The sequence below is a fragment of the Pseudomonas sp. 273 genome (assembly GCF_029201425.1).
Classification (GTDB): domain Bacteria; phylum Pseudomonadota; class Gammaproteobacteria; order Pseudomonadales; family Pseudomonadaceae; genus Pseudomonas; species Pseudomonas delhiensis.
Genome location: NZ_CP116775.1, coordinates 1,799,031 through 1,816,036, shown reverse-complemented (window position 1 = coordinate 1,816,036; position 17,006 = coordinate 1,799,031). Strand labels below are relative to the sequence as shown.

General features: G+C 64.7%; 16 protein-coding genes. 9 read left to right on the top strand and 7 right to left on the bottom strand.

Features of this window, described 5'->3' with window-relative positions; genetic code table 11:
* Nucleotide 1: 1 nt before the first annotated feature.
* The 3 genes from PKO50_RS08760 (at nucleotide 2) to PKO50_RS08750 (ending at nucleotide 3,095) form a co-directional block, all read left to right on the top strand.
* Entirely contained in the window at nucleotides 2-1,315 is a 1,314-nt protein-coding gene (locus PKO50_RS08760) for an LLM class flavin-dependent oxidoreductase (protein ID WP_275629370.1), read from the top strand.
* A gap of 688 nt (nucleotides 1,316-2,003) precedes the next feature.
* The gene (locus tag PKO50_RS08755; protein ID WP_275629369.1) at nucleotides 2,004-2,675 is read left to right on the top strand and encodes a dTDP-4-dehydrorhamnose 3,5-epimerase family protein; all 672 of its coding nucleotides are present in this window, start codon (nucleotides 2,004-2,006) and stop codon (nucleotides 2,673-2,675) included.
* Between the two features lie 12 nt (nucleotides 2,676-2,687).
* A complete protein-coding gene (locus tag PKO50_RS08750) occupies nucleotides 2,688-3,095 on the top strand; it encodes a tetratricopeptide repeat protein (RefSeq protein WP_275629368.1) in 408 nt (135 codons plus the stop codon).
* Nucleotides 3,096-3,174: 79 nt separating this feature from the next.
* Here PKO50_RS08750 and PKO50_RS08745 read toward each other — a convergent pair whose 3' ends face one another.
* The 7 genes from PKO50_RS08745 to PKO50_RS08715 all read right to left on the bottom strand — a co-directional run bounded on the left by PKO50_RS08745 (nucleotide 3,175) and on the right by PKO50_RS08715 (nucleotide 10,138).
* Nucleotides 3,175-3,867 carry a M24 family metallopeptidase gene (locus PKO50_RS08745; protein ID WP_275629367.1) on the bottom strand — a complete coding sequence of 231 codons (693 nt, stop codon included), beginning with the start codon at nucleotides 3,865-3,867 and terminating at the stop codon, nucleotides 3,175-3,177.
* Nucleotides 3,868-3,922: 55 nt separating this feature from the next.
* A complete protein-coding gene (locus PKO50_RS08740) occupies nucleotides 3,923-4,882 on the bottom strand; it encodes a DUF4880 domain-containing protein (RefSeq protein ID WP_275629366.1) in 960 nt (319 codons plus the stop codon).
* Entirely contained in the window at nucleotides 4,879-5,385 is a 507-nt protein-coding gene (locus PKO50_RS08735) for a sigma-70 family RNA polymerase sigma factor (RefSeq protein WP_275629365.1), read from the bottom strand. Before PKO50_RS08735 ends, PKO50_RS08740 begins: the two co-directional genes overlap by 4 nt.
* Nucleotides 5,386-5,650: 265 nt before the next feature.
* Entirely contained in the window at nucleotides 5,651-7,204 is a 1,554-nt protein-coding gene (locus PKO50_RS08730; RefSeq protein ID WP_275629364.1) for an MFS transporter, read from the bottom strand.
* An 18-nt stretch (nucleotides 7,205-7,222) separates the two neighbouring features.
* On the bottom strand, nucleotides 7,223-8,440 hold the full coding sequence (locus PKO50_RS08725; RefSeq protein WP_275629363.1) for a cytochrome P450: 1,218 nt from the start codon (nucleotides 8,438-8,440) through the stop codon (nucleotides 7,223-7,225).
* On the bottom strand, nucleotides 8,437-9,117 hold the full coding sequence (locus tag PKO50_RS08720) for an HAD family phosphatase (RefSeq protein ID WP_275629362.1): 681 nt from the start codon (nucleotides 9,115-9,117) through the stop codon (nucleotides 8,437-8,439). Before PKO50_RS08720 ends, PKO50_RS08725 begins: the two co-directional genes overlap by 4 nt.
* A 1-nt stretch (nucleotide 9,118) precedes the next feature.
* Entirely contained in the window at nucleotides 9,119-10,138 is a 1,020-nt protein-coding gene (locus tag PKO50_RS08715) for a ScbA/BarX family gamma-butyrolactone biosynthesis protein (protein WP_275629361.1), read from the bottom strand.
* Between the two features lie 379 nt (nucleotides 10,139-10,517).
* Between PKO50_RS08715 and PKO50_RS08710 the strand changes: the two genes are divergently transcribed.
* Genes PKO50_RS08710 through PKO50_RS08685 form a run of 6 tightly spaced genes read left to right on the top strand, consistent with a single transcriptional unit; the run spans nucleotide 10,518 to nucleotide 17,005 of the window.
* Entirely contained in the window at nucleotides 10,518-13,199 is a 2,682-nt protein-coding gene (locus PKO50_RS08710; protein WP_275629360.1) for a TonB-dependent receptor, read from the top strand.
* A gap of 51 nt (nucleotides 13,200-13,250) precedes the next feature.
* A complete protein-coding gene (locus PKO50_RS08705) occupies nucleotides 13,251-13,922 on the top strand; it encodes a class II aldolase/adducin family protein (protein WP_275629359.1) in 672 nt (223 codons plus the stop codon).
* Nucleotides 13,919-14,773, top strand: a complete 855-nt coding sequence (locus PKO50_RS08700; protein ID WP_275629358.1) for a transporter substrate-binding domain-containing protein — start codon at nucleotides 13,919-13,921, stop codon at nucleotides 14,771-14,773. The genes PKO50_RS08705 and PKO50_RS08700 overlap by 4 nt, the downstream gene beginning before the upstream one ends.
* On the top strand, nucleotides 14,770-15,495 hold the full coding sequence (locus PKO50_RS08695; RefSeq protein ID WP_275629357.1) for an ABC transporter permease subunit: 726 nt from the start codon (nucleotides 14,770-14,772) through the stop codon (nucleotides 15,493-15,495). Before PKO50_RS08700 ends, PKO50_RS08695 begins: the two co-directional genes overlap by 4 nt.
* Nucleotides 15,492-16,277: an ABC transporter permease subunit gene (locus PKO50_RS08690; RefSeq protein ID WP_275629356.1), complete on the top strand. Its 786-nt coding sequence runs from the start codon at nucleotides 15,492-15,494 to the stop codon at nucleotides 16,275-16,277. The genes PKO50_RS08695 and PKO50_RS08690 overlap by 4 nt, the downstream gene beginning before the upstream one ends.
* On the top strand, nucleotides 16,274-17,005 hold the full coding sequence (locus PKO50_RS08685) for an amino acid ABC transporter ATP-binding protein (protein WP_275629355.1): 732 nt from the start codon (nucleotides 16,274-16,276) through the stop codon (nucleotides 17,003-17,005). The genes PKO50_RS08690 and PKO50_RS08685 overlap by 4 nt, the downstream gene beginning before the upstream one ends.
* Nucleotide 17,006: the final 1 nt, after the last annotated feature.

Sequence of the window (17,006 nt, the reverse complement as noted above, 5' to 3'; positions counted from 1 at the left end):
CATGAGCCAAACACAGATGCGCCTCGGCGCCTTCCTCATGGGCAGCGGCCACCACCTGGCCGCCTGGCGCCACCCCAAGGCCCCGGCCGGAGCCCTGGACTTCGCGCATTTCCGGCGCCTGGCGCAGACCGCCGAGCGCGGCCTGTTCGACGCCATCTTCTTCGCCGACAACCTGGCCCTGCTGGGCTCGCCCGAACTGGCCAGCCACACCACCCACGCCGAAGTGCTCGACCCGCTGATGCTGCTCGCTGCCCTGGCCTCGGCCACCGAGCGCATCGGCCTGATCTCCACCGTCTCCACCGCCTACAACGCGCCCTACCTGCTGGCCCGCCGCTTCGCCTCCCTGGACCACCTGTCCGGCGGCCGCGCCGGCTGGAACCTGGTGACCTCGGCCACCGACCAGGAGGCCCACAACTTCGGCCGCGAACGCCACTTCGACCACGCCGAGCGCTACGCCCAGGCCGAGGAATACATCGACGTGGCCCTGGGCCTGTGGGACAGCTTCGCCGACGACGCCTTCCTGCGCGACAAAGCCAGCGGCCGCTACTTCGACCCAGCGAAGCTGCATATCTCCGACCACCAAGGCGAGCACTACCGCGTACGCGGCCCGCTGAACCAGCCGCGCCCTCCCCAGGGCTATCCGGTACTGGTGCAGGCCGGCTCCTCCGAGCCCGGCAAGGAACTGGCCGCGCGCACCGCCCAGGTAGTGTTCACCGCACAGCAGACGCTGCAGGACGCCCAAGCCTTCTACGCCGACCTCAAGGGCCGCCTGGCCCGCTATGGCCGCGAGCCGGACGAACTGAAGGTGATGCCCGGCCTGTCGCCGGTCCTCGGCCGCACCCAGGCCGAGGCCGAGGACCTCTACGCCGAACTGCAGGACCTGATCGAACCCCAGTTGGGTCTCGCCCTGCTCTCCGGCATGGCCGGCGGCCTGGACCTTTCCGCCTACCCGCTGGACGGCCCGCTGCCGGAACTGCCGCCGAGCAACGCCATGAAGAGCCGTCAGGCGCTGTTCATCGAACTGGCCCGGCGCGAGAATCTGAGCATCCGCCAGCTCTATCTGAAGGTCGCCGGCGCCCGCGGCCACTGCACCCTGGTCGGCGGCCCCAGGCAGATCGCCGACCACCTGGAGCAATGGTTCACCAGCGGCGCCGCCGACGGCTTCAACATCATGCCGCCGCTGCTGCCCGACGGCCTGGACAGCTTCGTCGACCTGGTGGTGCCGGAGCTGCAGAAGCGCGGACTGTTCCGCCGCGAATACCAGGGCAAAACCCTGCGCGAACACCTGGGGCTGCAGCGGCCCGGGCGACGTTGAGCGCGACCTCACCACGCACTTTGGCGGCCTCCCAGGGGAAACTGCATCAGGCCCTGCAACATTTGGAGACCGAGGGCCTGATCTACCACAAGAACCGTATCGGCTGGTTCCCCTGCCCGCCGTGCATCCACTACGACCCGACGCGCCTGATCAGCTTCATGGACTGGTCATCATGCATTCCGTTGCCTACAACGTGCAGGTCATCGGCAGCGTTTCGGCTTCTTTGGGCAGTGGCAATCCATTGAATATTGGTAACAACATTGGATGGACTTGAGCTTAAGCAGGGGGAAGCTTCAATTACTTGATGAGCGTATTGATTGCCTTCTAAGCAGGGAGAATTTACTCACCACATCAGCGGACCGAATAACAGAATGACATAACAACAGAAAAAAATATTCTTACCAAACATAAGACTGGGGAGCTATAAATTAATCTCCATTAATCAGCAGGGAAGTTGCCATGAAGGTTATTCGCTTTGTTTGCTTCTCCATAGGACTGATGTTGCTAAGCATCACCAATGCAGCACTTGCAGGTATTGGTGGGATCGGCATGGGGTTATTCTCTGACGAGGTACCAATAGACGACTCTGGGCAATAACCGAACGACCTTCCTCGACGACTATCGGGGGAGGTCACAGCAATTCCTATTAAAGAATGGAGCTAATTTGCATAACCCAAGAGGGAACTTCATGCTCAATAGAATTACTCAAGCATATAAGGACTTTTGCTCCGATGACGATGAGGTAATTGAAACCACGCCAATAGATGGTCTATTCTGGATAAAGAACAGATTTTTCAAAAGCGCACCAAACTCAAGAATTATAATTCCCAATCCCAACCAAAACGCATACAGCATCATATACCACGGAAAAGATTTTTCTGGTGCGAACCATGGCGGATATGAGTTTTATGGAATCCACCTAGGTCAAGATGATGTTCTTAGTTTTTTGACCTACGATGATCGACTGATCAAAGGGCATTTCGTTGATTGCCGAAATAACTCCAAGACACTACATCAAGAGGCCAGCCTAGAATACAAGGGGAGCCCAGATAAATCCCTAATCATACCTCGTGGCGTAGCACACATATTTGACAACCTAGCAGATATGACGAGCTTAAACCAAGCTCGCCATTTCATTGACATTTACAACAAAGATTTTAATAGATCCTCCGATGTCATCAACGTCCCGAGAGGAACGCCAATATCCGAGTTCCCTACTCTCAACATAAATCGTTTCAAGGCACCTGCTTGGATTGTAAAAATGTCATTAAGACTTCAGAGAATCAATGCAAAGAAGAAATCAGAGTATCCCTTCAACATATTAAGGGACGGAAAAATCAAAACGGTCTACCCCAAATAAAAGGAGAAAACCTTGGAAGAAGAGAAGACAAAAATTGCAGAAGAGCTTTTAGATAAAGCACTAAATCTAGACAGAGCTTCGCAAGAAAGCAAAGCCATTAAACACTATAAAGATGCAATTAAACTCGGTCTTCCACCGCAGAAGGAATTGATCGCCAAAATTTGTCTCGGATCATCACTTAGAGTAGTAGGAAAAACCAAGGAAAGCATTAGGGTTTTATCCGTCCCTGCTAAAAAAAGCCCAGTAGCATTTCTATTCAAGGCATTATCACTACATTCCAGAGGAGAGTTCGAAATTCTTTCAAGAATTTTAATAAAAGAGCTTTTCATTATTTACAAAGAGCAAGGTAAACTAGATCCAAAAGGATTTGAGAAAGCACTGCAAAAATACATCAAAAAACTACCGAACAACAGCATATAACTTGAGCGATACGTTTCATCGGTTAGCTCTGGGCCAAACAGACTGCAACCAACCTCAATATAAAATCAGGTGATAGACACTAAAGTTCACATGCTACGCCTGCGCCATCAAAATAATATATATTTTCATGTTTATAACCCCATTTACCACCCCTCACTCGAATGTGCGGTTCAAACGTAAAGCAAGTAACCTCGCCCAAGCATCGATCGTTACCCGACTCAATGTAGAGCCTCTCCTCTCGCCGCTCACAGATGCTGTGACCAACATTGCCAAGAAAATCAAGATTCTCGAAACCAACATCAATTATCAATTCATTAGCCCACTCATATAGCTCGTTGAAGGTCGTTGAAGGATGAACAAATCGGAGCATGGCCCGATGTAGATGTTGCTCAACGTCGAATCCTCTTGCGAATTCCTTGCCAAGTGGCGATGTACGGCAGATACCTTGCTCTACATAAAATGAACGTGCGCAATCACCCCATACAGTTCCTGACCGAGGGCTCAAGTCAACTGTCACGAGGTTCTGAAAGCCGACTGTTTCTTCGCTCGGTCGGTAGTCCCGGCCCGAGATTGAGGCCAAGCTGCGGGATCCCAGCAAAACGAATGCCGGGCAATCGTAATACCATGTATCCGGATAGCCTAAATGAGCGAGCATCTCGGCAGCTATTCGTACAATGGAGGCCTCACTGGAGCTTGGAGTTATGTGATTAACGAGCTGCGTCAGGACAAGTTTCGCTGCAGCTTGGATCGGCAAGTTCAGGGGGACTGGCATGAATAGAAAACCTATCGTCAATTCAATTAGCTGAGCAGGCATTTGGACTTATCTACTAGCCCTGCGCCTCGATGCTCACCCAATAATCGCTACGCCGAACCACCCGGATCGGCAGGCTTCGTTCGAGCATCTCCAGCGTCAGGTCGCTATCGTCCAGCGGATACAGGCCGCTTACGCGCAAGCCGGAAATGGCCGCGTCCAGGCGTAGTATCCCGCGGCGGTAGGGCCTGATCGCCTCGATCACCCAGGCCAGCGAACGATCGTGCGCCGCCAGCCAGCCATCCACCCAGGCGCTTTCCGAGGGCTGCATCGCCTCATCCGCCAACAGACCGTGCTCGTTGAACAGCACGCTGCGCCGAACGTCGAGCGCATGCGTCCTGGCGTTGGGGAGAGTCAGTTGCGCGGGCGTGTCCAGCGTCACCAGGCGCATGCCTTGGGTTTCCTCGCGCAGCAGCAGGCGCCCTTGCGAGGCACTTACCTGGCCCGCGTCAGTTTCGAGCAGGAAAGGCCCTCGGCGATCCGCTGCGATCTGCAGCAGGAGCTCTCCCTGGCGCATGCGTAGCCCCCGCCGATGGGTGTCGAAGCCGGTAGCCACCACGCTGCGGGCGTTCAGGTCGAGCCGGCTGCCGTCCTCCAGGATCCAGAAGCGCCGTTCGGCAGTGCCGGTGTAGAGGTCGCCAGGCAGCGCCAGGCCCGCCCGCTCCACGCGCAGTATGGCTCCGGCGGCCAATGCGAGGCCGCCAAGCGCCAGGCTCACGCGCAGGAACTGGCGCCGCCCGGAAGGGGCCTGCATGGCTCGCAGCAGTTGGTCGCCAGACTGTGCTCGCCATGGCGAGTCGCGCAGCGGAGACAGCCCTTGGGAGAGCTTCAGGAAGACCGCCTCGTGCTGCGACGAGGCGCTTCGCCAATGCTCCAGCGCCTGGCGTTCCTCCTGTGAGATTTCCCCCGACTGCAGTCTAACCATCCATTGGATGGCCTCCTCCACCAACGGATCGGCTATCGCTTTGCGACTCATCCGGCGAGCTCCTGATAGCAGCAGCGCAAGGCGTCGGTCATCAGTTGGTGCACGCGCCCCAGCGACAGGTTCAGGCGCTGGCCGATCTGGGTGTAGGTCAGGCCATCGATCTGGCTGTACACGAACACCGCCTTGGCCTGGGTCGACAGGCCATCGAGCAGACGGTCGATGGCCAACAGGCTCTCCACCAGGATCCACTGCTCCTGCGGCGAAGGGTGGGTCTGCTCGGGCGTTTCGGCCAGCACCTGCAGATAGGCATTCTCCAGTTCGCGCCGGCGCCAGCCTTCGTACATCAGGCGTTGCGCGATGGTGGTGAGCAGCGCGCGTGGCTCGCGGATGGCGCTGGGATCAGTGTGCGACCAGACCCGCAGGAAGGTTTCCGAGGCGATGTCCTGGGCGCTGTGCGCGCAACCGGTACGGTAGGACAGCCGGGCGCAGAGCCAGGCGTAGTTCTGCTGGAACAACTGGCCGAACACTTTGTGCTTGAGGGCTTCATGGTCCATATGAATCGAGGCCTTTGGGGACTGCTCACGCCAACGGGTGGTGCGGTAGTGGGCCTGTCGGTGAAGGGAACGAGCGCCAAGCCGGCGCATCCGGGACCTGCGAGGAACCGGTTGGCTATCAATCTGCATGATCAGGGCCCTCTCAGAAGGAATAAAAAATTTCTACTACCACACTGCAAGCTATAAGAAATAAAACACGCGGACAGGCGCCAACGGGCTCTGGCAAGAGCCCGTCGGACGCTGACGCCGCTTGCCGACGCGGGTATCAGGCCGCCTGGCTCGCGGCGCGTGCCGGGGCCGCCTGGCGCTCCTGCGCGCGCAGCGGACGCACCAGCCAGGCGATCACCAAGCTCAGGACGAGCACGATCCCGGCCAGCACCCAAAGCACACCGTGGAAGGCCTGGTCGTACCCCGCCAGCAGCAGCGGCTGCAAGGCCTGGAGCAGGTCGGCGGAAGCTTGCGCCGGACCGTCCAGATTGCCCGCGGCGGTTGCGTCGAGCCATTGCCTGAGGCTGCCCGGGCCATCAAGAGCCGGAGCGATGCGCGGCCCCAGTTGCTGGCCGAGGAAAGTCGCCAGCAGCGAGCCGTAGAGCGCCACGGCGACAGCCTCGCTGCCAAGCCGGAAGGTGTTGAGCAGCCCCGCCGCCATGCCGGCCTGCGGCTCGGGCACGGTCTTCAGCGCCAGGCCATCCACCAGGCCTGCCGACAGGCCCATGCCGATGCCCACCAGCAACAGCGGCGCTGCCAGTTGCCAGAGCAGCGCCCCTGGCTGGCTGAGCAACGCCAGGCTGACCAGCCCCGCCAGCAATGCCAGCAGGCTGGCCTTGAGAATGCCCACCGCCGAAACGCCACGACCGACCCATTTGCCGGCCAGGATCGGGCACACCAGCATGGGCGCGGTGAGCAGCAACATGGCCAGGCCCGCATGGGTCGGCGCCAGGCGCAACACTCCGGAGAGGTAGCTGGGCAGGTACGTCAGCAGGGTGACGAAGCCGAACGACGCGGCCACAGTCACCAACGCCAGCCCCACGAAGGGCGCATTGGCGAGCAGCGAGAGGTCGAGCATCGGCTGCGCATGGCGCCGCTCCTGCCAGGCGAACACGCCCAGCAATACCGCCGAGGCCAGCACCAACAGGCCGAGCCCCTGGCTCTGCCAGCCCCATTGCGAACCCTGCACGATGGCCGTCATCAGCGCCAACAGGGCGAGGATGAACAGTGCCGCACCGGGCACGTCGAAGCGCTGCGCCCCTGGTCGTGCGACGTCGCGCGGGATCAGTGCGCTGCCCAGCAGCACCAGTACCAGCGTCACGGTGTGCGCGGCGAAGATCGCACGCCAGCCGATGCTGTCCAGCAACACGCCGGAAAGGGTCGGGCCGAGGCTGACACCCAGCCCGGCGACAGTGCCGAACAGCGCGAAGGCACGCAGCCGCGCCGCCCCCTCGAAGTAGGTGGACAGAATGGCGATGCCGCAGGAGAAGATCGCCGCCGCGCCGACCCCGGCCAGCGCCCGCGCCAGATCGAGAATCCAGGCTGCCGGCGCCAGCGCCGAGAGCAGCGAGGCCAGGACGTACAGGCCGACGCCGCTGACGAAGCAGCGGCGCCGGCCCAGGCGATCGGCGAGCGCCCCCCAGGTCAGGGTGAAGCAGGCGAAGGCCAGGTTGAAGGCGTTGACCACCCATTGCAGGCTGGTCAGCGGAGCCCGCAGGTCGCTGCCGATGGCCGGAAGCGCCAACGCCGTGCCCGAGATGGAACTGGGCACGACGAAGATCGCCAGCAGGATGATGCCCAGCAGGGCCTTGTCGATCAGTGCTTTGCTCATGTTCGTTTCCCGTTGCGGTCAGTGGGTGACGGTCCAGCGCACCGGCAGCCGCGCCGGTCGCCGCAGGATGATGCCGTGTACCCACGGCAGCTCTGCGGCGGGCACCGCCAGGTGCAGGCGTGGCAGGCGCTCGACCAGCACCTGCAGCACAGTGGTGATTTCCAGGCGGGCCAGGGCCGCGCCCATGCAGTTGTGCATGCCATAGCCGAACTGCAGGTGACGCGGGCCCTGGCGATCCAGGCGGATCACCAGCGGGTCGGCGAAGGCGTCGGGGTCGCGGTTGGCGGCGAAGGCGTCGGCGTAGATGGCGCTGCCGGCCGGAATGAGCCCCCAGGGACCGTCGATGTCTTCGCTGGCCAGGCGCGGGAAGGTCGAGATGGTGCCCAGTGGAATCAGCCGCAGCAGCTCCTCCACGGCCGTCGGGATCAGCGCCGGATTGTCCACCAGGGTTTGCCACAGCCCCGGCGCGGCGAGCAGCGTATAGAGCGCCTTGGTCAGTACCGTGAGGATGTTCTGGTCGCCCCCGACCAGCACGCCGATGAGGATGCCGACCAGTTCCTTGTCGTTCAGTGGCGGCTCGCTTTCCTCGCGTCCGGCGACCAGGCGCTGGATCAGGCCGCCGGGCAGCGTCGGTCGCGCGCCGGTCACCAGGTCCGTGAGGTAGCCGTAGACCGCCCAGAACTGCCGCAGCAACTCCGGCACGTCTTCGTCCGAGGCGATCTGCATGGTGTGGCTGAGCGGCCGGTAGTAGGCACGGTCAGCCAGGTCGATGCCCAACAGGTGGCAATCCACCGTCGCGGGCACCTCATCCAGCACCAGGCCGAACAGGTCGGCGCCCTCGCCTGCCTGCGGCAACAGCTCCAGGCGCTGCTGGGTGACCGCCACCACGCGCTCGCGCAGTTCGGCCACGCCGGCCGGGCTGAAGTCCTTGGCGATCACCTTGCGCAGCCGTCCGTGGAACGGCGCGTCGTTGTTCAGCAGCATTTCCGCTGGAGTGATGGTCGGCAGGAAGCTGGCGCCATCCTCGGCGTTGCACGGGCTGCGGATTGCCCGTGCGTCGGTGAGGATCTGCTGCACGTGCTCGTAGCGCGTCAGGTGATAGGCCAGGTGGCCGCTGGGCAGGACGATGCGGGCGATGCCCCCGCTCGGCTCGGCGGGCCGGTACTGCGGCGCCGCGTCGAGCTGGGGAATCTGCGTGACCAGCACCGGTGGGCGGGTATGCAGGGCAATGGTCATGATGCGAGGGCCTCCTCGGACGCGCGCAAGGCAACACCGGTCAATGCCTCGAGAGCATCGAGCGCGCCAGGGTTGTCGATGAAATGCAGGGTCTGCCAGCCCTGCGCGGCTGCCGCGGCGATGTTCTCCGCGACATCGTCGATCAGCAGGCTTTGCGCCGGCAGGCGGCCGGAACGCTGCGTGGCGATCTCGAAGAAACGTGCGTCCGGCTTACGGCAGCGCTCGCGCGAGGAGTCGACGATCAGGTCGACCACCGCATCGAGGTCGACCAGCTCACGCCAGTACGGCTCCCACTCGACCACGTTGTTGGTGAGGATGCCCACCTGGTAGCCGGCACCCTTGAGCCGTCGCGCCGCTTCGCGCATCGCCGGGTTGGGCTGCACGCCGCTGAACCATTGCTGGCCGAAGCGGGTGAGCCGGGCCCGCGACAGGTCCAGCTGCGGGTCGTTGCGGCGCAACGCCTCGGCCAGGCGAATGCCCCACTGCTCTTCGCTGATCAGGGCATTCTCGATCGGTGCGAGCATCGGCACGCCCAGGTCATCGGCGACGTCCTGCATCGCCTGCTGCAAGGCAGCCGGAGCGATACCGGTCTTGCGCTCGTATTGGGCGAACAGTTCCGGAATCGGTGGCGACAGCACGCCACCGAAGTCGAACCAGACGATCTTCAGCGCGGCCATCTCAAGCCACCTCTTCGTGCAGCGGCACGCCGCTGACTTCCAGCGGCAAAGCCGAGGCGACCGGCACCAGCCAGACCTGCGCGCGAGCGATGACCTGCCCGGCCTGCACGACGTCCACCGGCAGCGTCAGCGTCTGCCCATCGCCCAGCAACTGCAGTTCGGCCTCCCGGACACGGTAGCGGGTCTCAAGGCCGAACTCGCCAAAACGGGTGAAGGCCACCTTGCATTGCGACAGCAGCAACGCGTCGGACTCGATGGAGCGATAGCGCCGCGCGGCGACCAGCGCGACCTGGCGGAAGCCTTCGAGCAGCAGCATGCCGGGGATGTGGTCCAGCGGATGGTCGAAGATCGCCGGGTTGTCGCGGTCGACGACCAGGCTCGCAGAGAAGCCCTCCTCGCTTTCCGCCAGGTCGCGGCCGAGCACCACGTTGTTCAACCAGTGCCGCCCGACCCGGCGCGGCGCCAATGGCTCGGGGCGCTGCACCCGCGGGTCGGCATCCGCCGGCACGCTGGCCAGGCCGCGGGCACGCAGCTTGTCCCAGCTGGCCGAGGGCATCCAGCGGATGCTCATGCGCTCATGGCGAGCGGCCACCTGGCCGTCGATCAGCAACTGCATGTCCAGGGTCACACCGGACAGCACGCTGTCACGCCAGTAGTGGTCCACCACCTGCACATCGATCAGCGCCGACGCCGGTCGACTGCCGACACGCAGCAAGTCACGGCGCACCAGGCGAGTATCGCTGTCGACATAGAGGAACTTGTCCTTGGGGCTGACGCCAAGAAAGGCGTGGGAAATATAGATCGATGCCTGGCGGAACACTTCGAGCAGCAACAGCATGTCGTAATACTCACCACCGTGGGCATGCTCGCTGAAGTAGCTGTGGGTGCGCGGAAGTTGCGCGGCACATTGGAAGCTCACGTCGTCAAAACGTATGGCGCCGGTCAGGAATACTTCGCTGACGGCGGCGCGATGCACCAGGCTGCGCGGAACGGTGTTTTCGTAATGAGAAACATCGGACATGTCGAGATCTCCTTCATGGACGGTTGCAGGCACTTTCAAAAGTTGCACTTCAACATCGCGGCTTCTTGCCGTTCTCATCCCCTGAGCAACTCCCGAAGGGTATTTTCAGTTTTTCCTTAGAACTTTTTATTTTCAGCTTATGGCCTATGAAATCTCCCGAACGCCCTATCCAGACGACTCCGCAAAAAGTGCCCCGTGTAATAAGGAAGGCAAAATCCTGGCTTTACGAAAAGTTTGGTAGTGCAGCGAAAACGATCTAAATGCCTGCTGAAAATTCCCCACCGAAGTTGCTCAACCAGTGCAGAAACCGAAACACGGTACGGCGCGGCGCCGCACAGACCGCCCGGCCGAATCACTTGCACGCACTGGAGCACTTCGAATGCTGGACAAGGGGATCATCAGGGGAATCGGCGCCTGCACGCTGGCACTGGCCGGCGCACTGGCCACCGGTGCCGTATTGGCGCAGGAAGGCTCGCCGGCGGCACAGGAACGCATCACGCAGTTCGATCTGGAAGCCGGGCCACTGGCCGATACGCTGCTGAACATTTCGCGCCTGACCGGGCAACCGATTTCCTTCGACCAGGCACTGGTCCAGGGTTATCGCAGCCCGGCCATCCACGGCGCGCTCAGCCGTGACCAGGCACTCGCGGCAGCGCTGCGCGACAGTGGGCTGAGCTACTCGCGCATCGCCGGTGGCGCGGTGCTGATCCACCGCAGCGAGGCGCCGCAAGCGGACGCCCCAGCGGCCGTCGCGCCACAATTGAAGACAGTCACCGTGATCGGCAGCCGGCGCAGCGACCTGGCAGCGCTCGATGCGCCGGCGCCAGTGGACATTCTCAGCGCCCAGCAGATCCAGGCGGTGGGCAGCAGCAACCTGGCGAAGGTGCTGGAAACCCTGGTGCCCTCGGTGAACTTCCCGCAGATCAACGGCACCGACGGGGTCTCCTCGCAGCGTCCAGCGACCCTCCGCGGCCTGGCCGCCGACCAGGTGCTGGTACTGGTCAACGGCAAGCGCCGGCACGCCTCGGCCTTCGTCAACACCAAGGCAACGCTCGGGCGCGGTTCCCAGGCGGTGGACCTGTCGACCATCCAAGTCAGCGCCATCGACCACATCGAGGTCCTGCGTGATGGCGCCTCGGCGCAGTATGGCTCGGACGCCATCGCCGGGGTCATCAACATCGTGCTGCGCCAGGACGACCATGGCGGCGACCTGCAGGGCAGCCTGGGCCAGTACACCAAGGGCGACGGCTTCACCCGCACCGTCAGCGGCCTCAAGGGGTTCACCCTGCCCGCCGATGGCTTCCTCACCCTCAACGCCGAAGGCACCCGCCAGGAACGCACCTCGGTTGGCGGCAGCGACAGCCGCCAGTTCTACCCCGCCGGCGACCCGCGCGAGGCCAGCGCCGACCGCGACTGGCGCTATGGCTCGCCGGGCCTGGGCGACTTCAAGGTGGGCGCCAACACCGGCTTCTCCCTCAACGACCAGCTCGAAGCCTACGGCTTCGCCACCTACCAGGACCGCACCACGCATTCCCAGGCGCTGTTCCGCCGGCCGGTGGACCCGAACAACCTGCCCGAGGTCTACCCCAACGGTTTCCTGCCGTTGCTCGACGTGCGTTCGCGCGACGGCGCCGCGACCGCCGGGCTGAAGTTCGACGACGAACGCCTGGGCAGCTTCGACCTCAGCGCCACCTACGGGCAGAACCGCATCGAATACCAGGTTGGCGACAGCCTCAACGCCAGCCTCGGCAGCGCAAGCCCGCACGACTTCGATGCCGGCACCCTGGTCAACGAGCAGACCAGCCTGTCCCTCGACCACGTGAAGAACTTCAGCGTCGGCTATGCCGACAGCCCGCTGGTGTTCTCCAGCGGCCTGGCCTGGCGCAAGGAGGACTACCAGGTGATTTCCGGCGACACCGCGTCCTGGATCCACGGCAGCGCCAACAGCAAAGCCGCCGGCTCCCAGGGTTTCCCCGGCATCCAGGACAGCGACGAGGGGCGCTACTCACGCCACGTGTTCGGCGGCTACCTGGGCCTGGAGCAGCAGCTCACCGAACAGCTGCAGCTGGGCGTGGCCGGACGCAGCGAGCACTACGACGACTTCGGCACCACCACCACCGGCAAACTCTCGGCACGCTTCGACTTCACGCCCCGGATCGGCCTGCGCGGCACCCTCAGCAGCGGCTACCGCGCACCGACTCTCGGGCAGATCGGCACCTCCGCCACCACCACCGACTTCCACCCGGGCGACCCCACCGCCTACCAGGTCGGCACCCTCAGCGTCGACCGCCCGGTGGCGCGCGCCCTCGGCGCCAGCGACCTGAAGCCGGAGAAGTCCACCAACCTGTCCCTCGGCCTGGTGCTGCGCCCGCTGGACAACGCCTCGCTGAGCATCGATGCTTACGACATCCGCATCAAGGACCGCATCGCCCTCTCCGAAACCCTCACCGGGCCGCAGGTCAGCAGCATCCTCAACGCCGCCGGCTACGGTTCCTACACCGGTGTCAGCTTCTTCACCAACGCCCTGGACACCAACACCCATGGCGTCGACCTCAACGGCAGCTACCGCCTCGACCTGGCGGACGCCTCGACCCTGACCTTCAACGGCGGCTTCAACTGGAGCAAGACCGAGGTCACCCACGTCAAGGCCAACCCCGGCGCGCTGGCCGGCACCGGCATCGTGCTGATCAACCGCGAGGCGCTCAGCTACGTCGAGAGCGCCAGTCCGCAAAGCAAGCTGATCCTCGGCCTGGACTACCGCAAGGGCGACTGGCAGGCCGCCGCCAGCGCCATCCGCTACGGCAAGTACAGCCTGGATTCCAACAACGGTCCGCAATACGACCAGACCTTCTCCGCACAGTGGGTCGCCAACGCCAGCCTGTCCTACCACCTGACACAGGCCTTCAAGCTCACCGTCGGCGGCAACAACCTGTTCGACAGCTACCCGGACAAGCTGCTGCTCGCCAACCGCTCCGCCGGCGGCATCGTCGAATACCCGAACATCGCCCCGGCCGGTGCCGAAGGCGCCTTCTACTACGTGCAGGCCGACTACAGCTTCTGACCGCCCCCGGCGGGCGCCGCCACGGCGCCCGCTCCCAACCGGAGAATCCCCATGAGCCAGCCTTCCCCTTTCGACGCGGTGCACTTCGTCCAGCAATTCGAGCGCGAGGTCGCCGAAGCCCGCCAACTGCTGCTGGACAGCCAGTCGCTACGCCCCGGCGCCGCGGGCAACATCAGCCTGCGCCTGCCCGGCGAGCAGCGCCTGGCCATCGCCGCCTTCAATGGCCCGCAGATGGGCGCCGCCCTGCTGCTGGACTTCGACCTGGGCAACCCCCAGGGCACCCTCAGCGACAACCTGCGCGAAGTCGCTGCGCTGCACGCGGCCATCTACCGCGAGCGTCCCCGGGCCAACGCCATCATCCACACCCACTCGCCGTACCTCTCGGCCTTTGCCATCGCCCGCCGGCCGCTGCCGGCCCACAGCAACGCGCTGCTCTTCGCCATCGCCGAGGACCAGGCCATCCCGGTCGCCGACTGGGGCCCGCGCTACTCCACCGAACCGGTGGTCGCGGCGCTGCGCGAACAGCCCTGGACCCCGGCGGTGCTGCTGGCCAACCATGGCCCCTTCGCCTGGGCCGAAGGCGGCGTACTGGCAGCCACCCGGCTGCTGGTCAACCTGGAGGAAACCGCCTACCTGAGCTTCCTCGCCGAGCAACTCGGCGGTGCGCAACGCTTCCCGGCCGGCGCCGCGCAGCGGGTGCGCCAGGGCTGGAGCGCGGCATGAAGGCACTCCCCCGCCGCCTCGCCGGGCTCCCCGTGGCGCTGGCCCTGCTCGCGGCCGGCGCCACGTCGCACGCCGAGCCGCTGCTGCAGCACGCAGTGGAGCGCGGCAGCCTGAACATCTGCACCGCCGACGAATTCCCGCCGTTCAAGCGCTACGACAAAGACGGCCAGGCCAGCGGGCTGATCCAGGACCTGATCCTCGACCTGCACCAGCGCCTGGCGGCTCAGGTCGGCCAGCCGCTGAAGCTGCAGCTGGTCCAGGTCACGCCGCTGAATCGCCTGCTGTTCCTCAACCAGGGTCGCTGCGAACTGCTGGTGACCTCGCTGCTCGACACCCCGGCGCGGCGCCGTGAGGTGGACTTCGTCAGCCCCGGCTACTACAGCTCCGCCGCCACTGTGTTCGCCCCGCGCAGTACGCGCATCGACAGTTGGGAAGCACTGCGCGGCAAGACCCTCTGCGCGCCCCTGACCAGCGTCTGGGTTCGCCCCTACGAAGCGCGCTACGGCATCGAGTTCGTCTCCTTCGGCGGCCTGCCGGAGATGCGCAAGGCGCTGCTCGATGGCCGCTGCCTGGGCGCCCTGGGCGACGATGTGCTGTACCGCTCGCTGGCGCAGGAGCCGGGCTGGCAGGACTTCGAGGTCAAGCTGCCGGGCCAGGACCCGGCGCCCTGGGGCATAGCCCTGCGCAAGGAGCAGCCGGCGCTGCGCGACGCCGTCGCCGCGATAGTCCGCGACTGGCACGCCTCCGGGCGCATCGTCGCCCTGGAGCAGCACTACCACCTGCCGCCCAACCCCTGGGTCGCCGAACAGCGCGCGCGCTACGCCCAACCGCAACCGGCGAGCCAGCCATGATCGACAGCCTGCTTCACTGGTTCGGCCAGCGGGACCTGCTGGCCGCCTTCGCCGACCCGCTCGATCGCCAACGCTACCTCGCCGGCTTCGGCTACACCCTGCTGCTGGCCGCCGGCAGCAGCCTGCTCGCGCTGCTGCTCGGGGTGGCCGGCGCGCTGCTCGCCGCCACTCCATGGCGCGGTGCGCGACTGGCGGTGCGGGTGTATGTCGAGGCCATGCGCAACACCCCGCTGCTGGTGCAACTGTTCCTCCTCTACTTCGGCGTTGGCGCACTGCTACCGCTCGACAGTGCCGGCGAGCACCTGCTCGGACATACCGCCTGGGCGATCATCGCCATCGGCCTGCACTACGGCGCCTTCCAGGTCGAGGCTCTGCGCGCGGCGCTCGACAGCGTTCCCGTCGCCACCCTGGAAGCTGCCCGCGCCCTCGGCCTGCAAGGTCGCGAACTGCACCGCCGGATCATCCTGCCGCTGGCCCTGCGCCAGGCGCTGCCGGAGTTGGGCAACACCAGCGTACAGATCGTCAAGGCCACCGCGGTGGCCTATGCCATCGCCGTGCCGGAGCTGCTCTACGCGGCCAACCGCCTGTGGGCCGACAACGGCAACGTCGCGCAGATGATGCCGGTGCTGCTGCTCAGCTACCTGCTGCTGGTGCTCGCGGTGACCTGGTTGCAGCGCCGGCTGGAACGGCATTTCCGCATCCCCGGCGAGGTGCGCGCATGAGCGCCCTGAGCGTGGCCCGCCCCTGCCCTTCCCAGTACCTCGGCTGGCGTCCGGCAGCACTGGCCGTGGTCCTGGCCGCGCTGCTGTGGCTGGCCTGGCCCTATTTCGACGCGGCACGCCTGCTGCTGGCGTGGACGCCGTCGCTGCTCGGCGGCGCGGCCCTGAACCTGCTGATGGGCCTGGTGGCCATGGCCCTGGCCGGCGTCATCGGCGCCGCCCTGGGCCTGCTCCAGCTCGGCCGTGGCTCCGGCGCGCGCCTGGCCGCGCTGCTGACCCGCAGCCTGCGCGCCCTGCCCTGGCTGGTGGTGATGTTCTACGTCGCCTACCTGCTGCCCTTCGAGGTGCGTCTGGGTGGCCGCTGGGTGCAGTTGCCCGACTGGCTGAAGGCCGCCGTTGGCCTGGCCCTGCCCGCCTCGGGCTACGTCTCGGAGTTCGTCCGCGGCGCCCTGCTGGCGATTCCTGCCAGCCAGTGGGAAGCCGCCGCCGCCCTGGCCCTGGGCCGTTTCCAGCGCCTGCGCTGGGTGATCCTGCCACAGGCGCTGCGCGCCCTGCTGCCGCCGGCCATGAACCTGTTCTGCAGCCTGCTGATGTCCACCTCGCTGGCCAACCTGCTGGGCGTGGAGGAGCTGATGACCCGCCTGCAGATGCACCTGAGCAGCGAGACCCGGCCGGACCTGCTGCTGCCGGCCTACCTCTACGCCTTCCTGGTGTTCTTCCTCTGCGTCTACCCCCTTTCCCGCTGGTCACGCCGGCTGGAACAGCGCTGGAGCCCACCCCGATGAGCCACCCGCAAATCCGCGTGCGCGACCTGTACAAGGCCTACGCCGGGCAGCCCGTGCTGCAAGGCGTGTCCCTGGACGTGCAACGCGGCGAAATCGCCTGCCTGATCGGCCCCTCGGGCTCGGGCAAGTCCACCCTGCTGCGCACCCTCAACGGCCTGACGCCGATCGACGCGGGCAGCATCGAGGTCTGCGGCCTGGCGGTGAACGCCGGCACCGACCCGCGCGCCCTGCGCCGGCACATCGGCATGGTGTTCCAGAGCTACAACCTGTTCCCCCACCTGAGCGTGCTGCAGAACATCACCCTGGCGCCGCTGCGGGTGCTCGGCGAGCCGCGCGCCGAGGTCGAGGCACGGGCCCGCGAGCTGCTGGCGAAGGTCAACCTCCACGGCAAGGAGAACGCCTACCCGGCGCAGCTCTCCGGCGGCCAGCAGCAGCGCGTGGCCATTGCCCGCAGCCTGGCGATGCGCCCGGACGTGATGCTGTTCGACGAGGTGACCGCGGCGCTCGACCCGGAGACGGTCAAGGAGGTCCTGGCAACCATCCGCGCGGTGGCCTCCAGTGGCATGACCTGCCTGATCGTCACCCACGAAATGCGCTTCGCCCGCGAGATCGCCGACACCCTCTACTTCACCGACGGCGGGCGCATCGTCGAACAAGGCGCACCCGCCGAGCTGTTCGGCAACCCCCGTGATCCGCGCACCCAGCGCTTCCTCGACCGAGTCCTGTGAC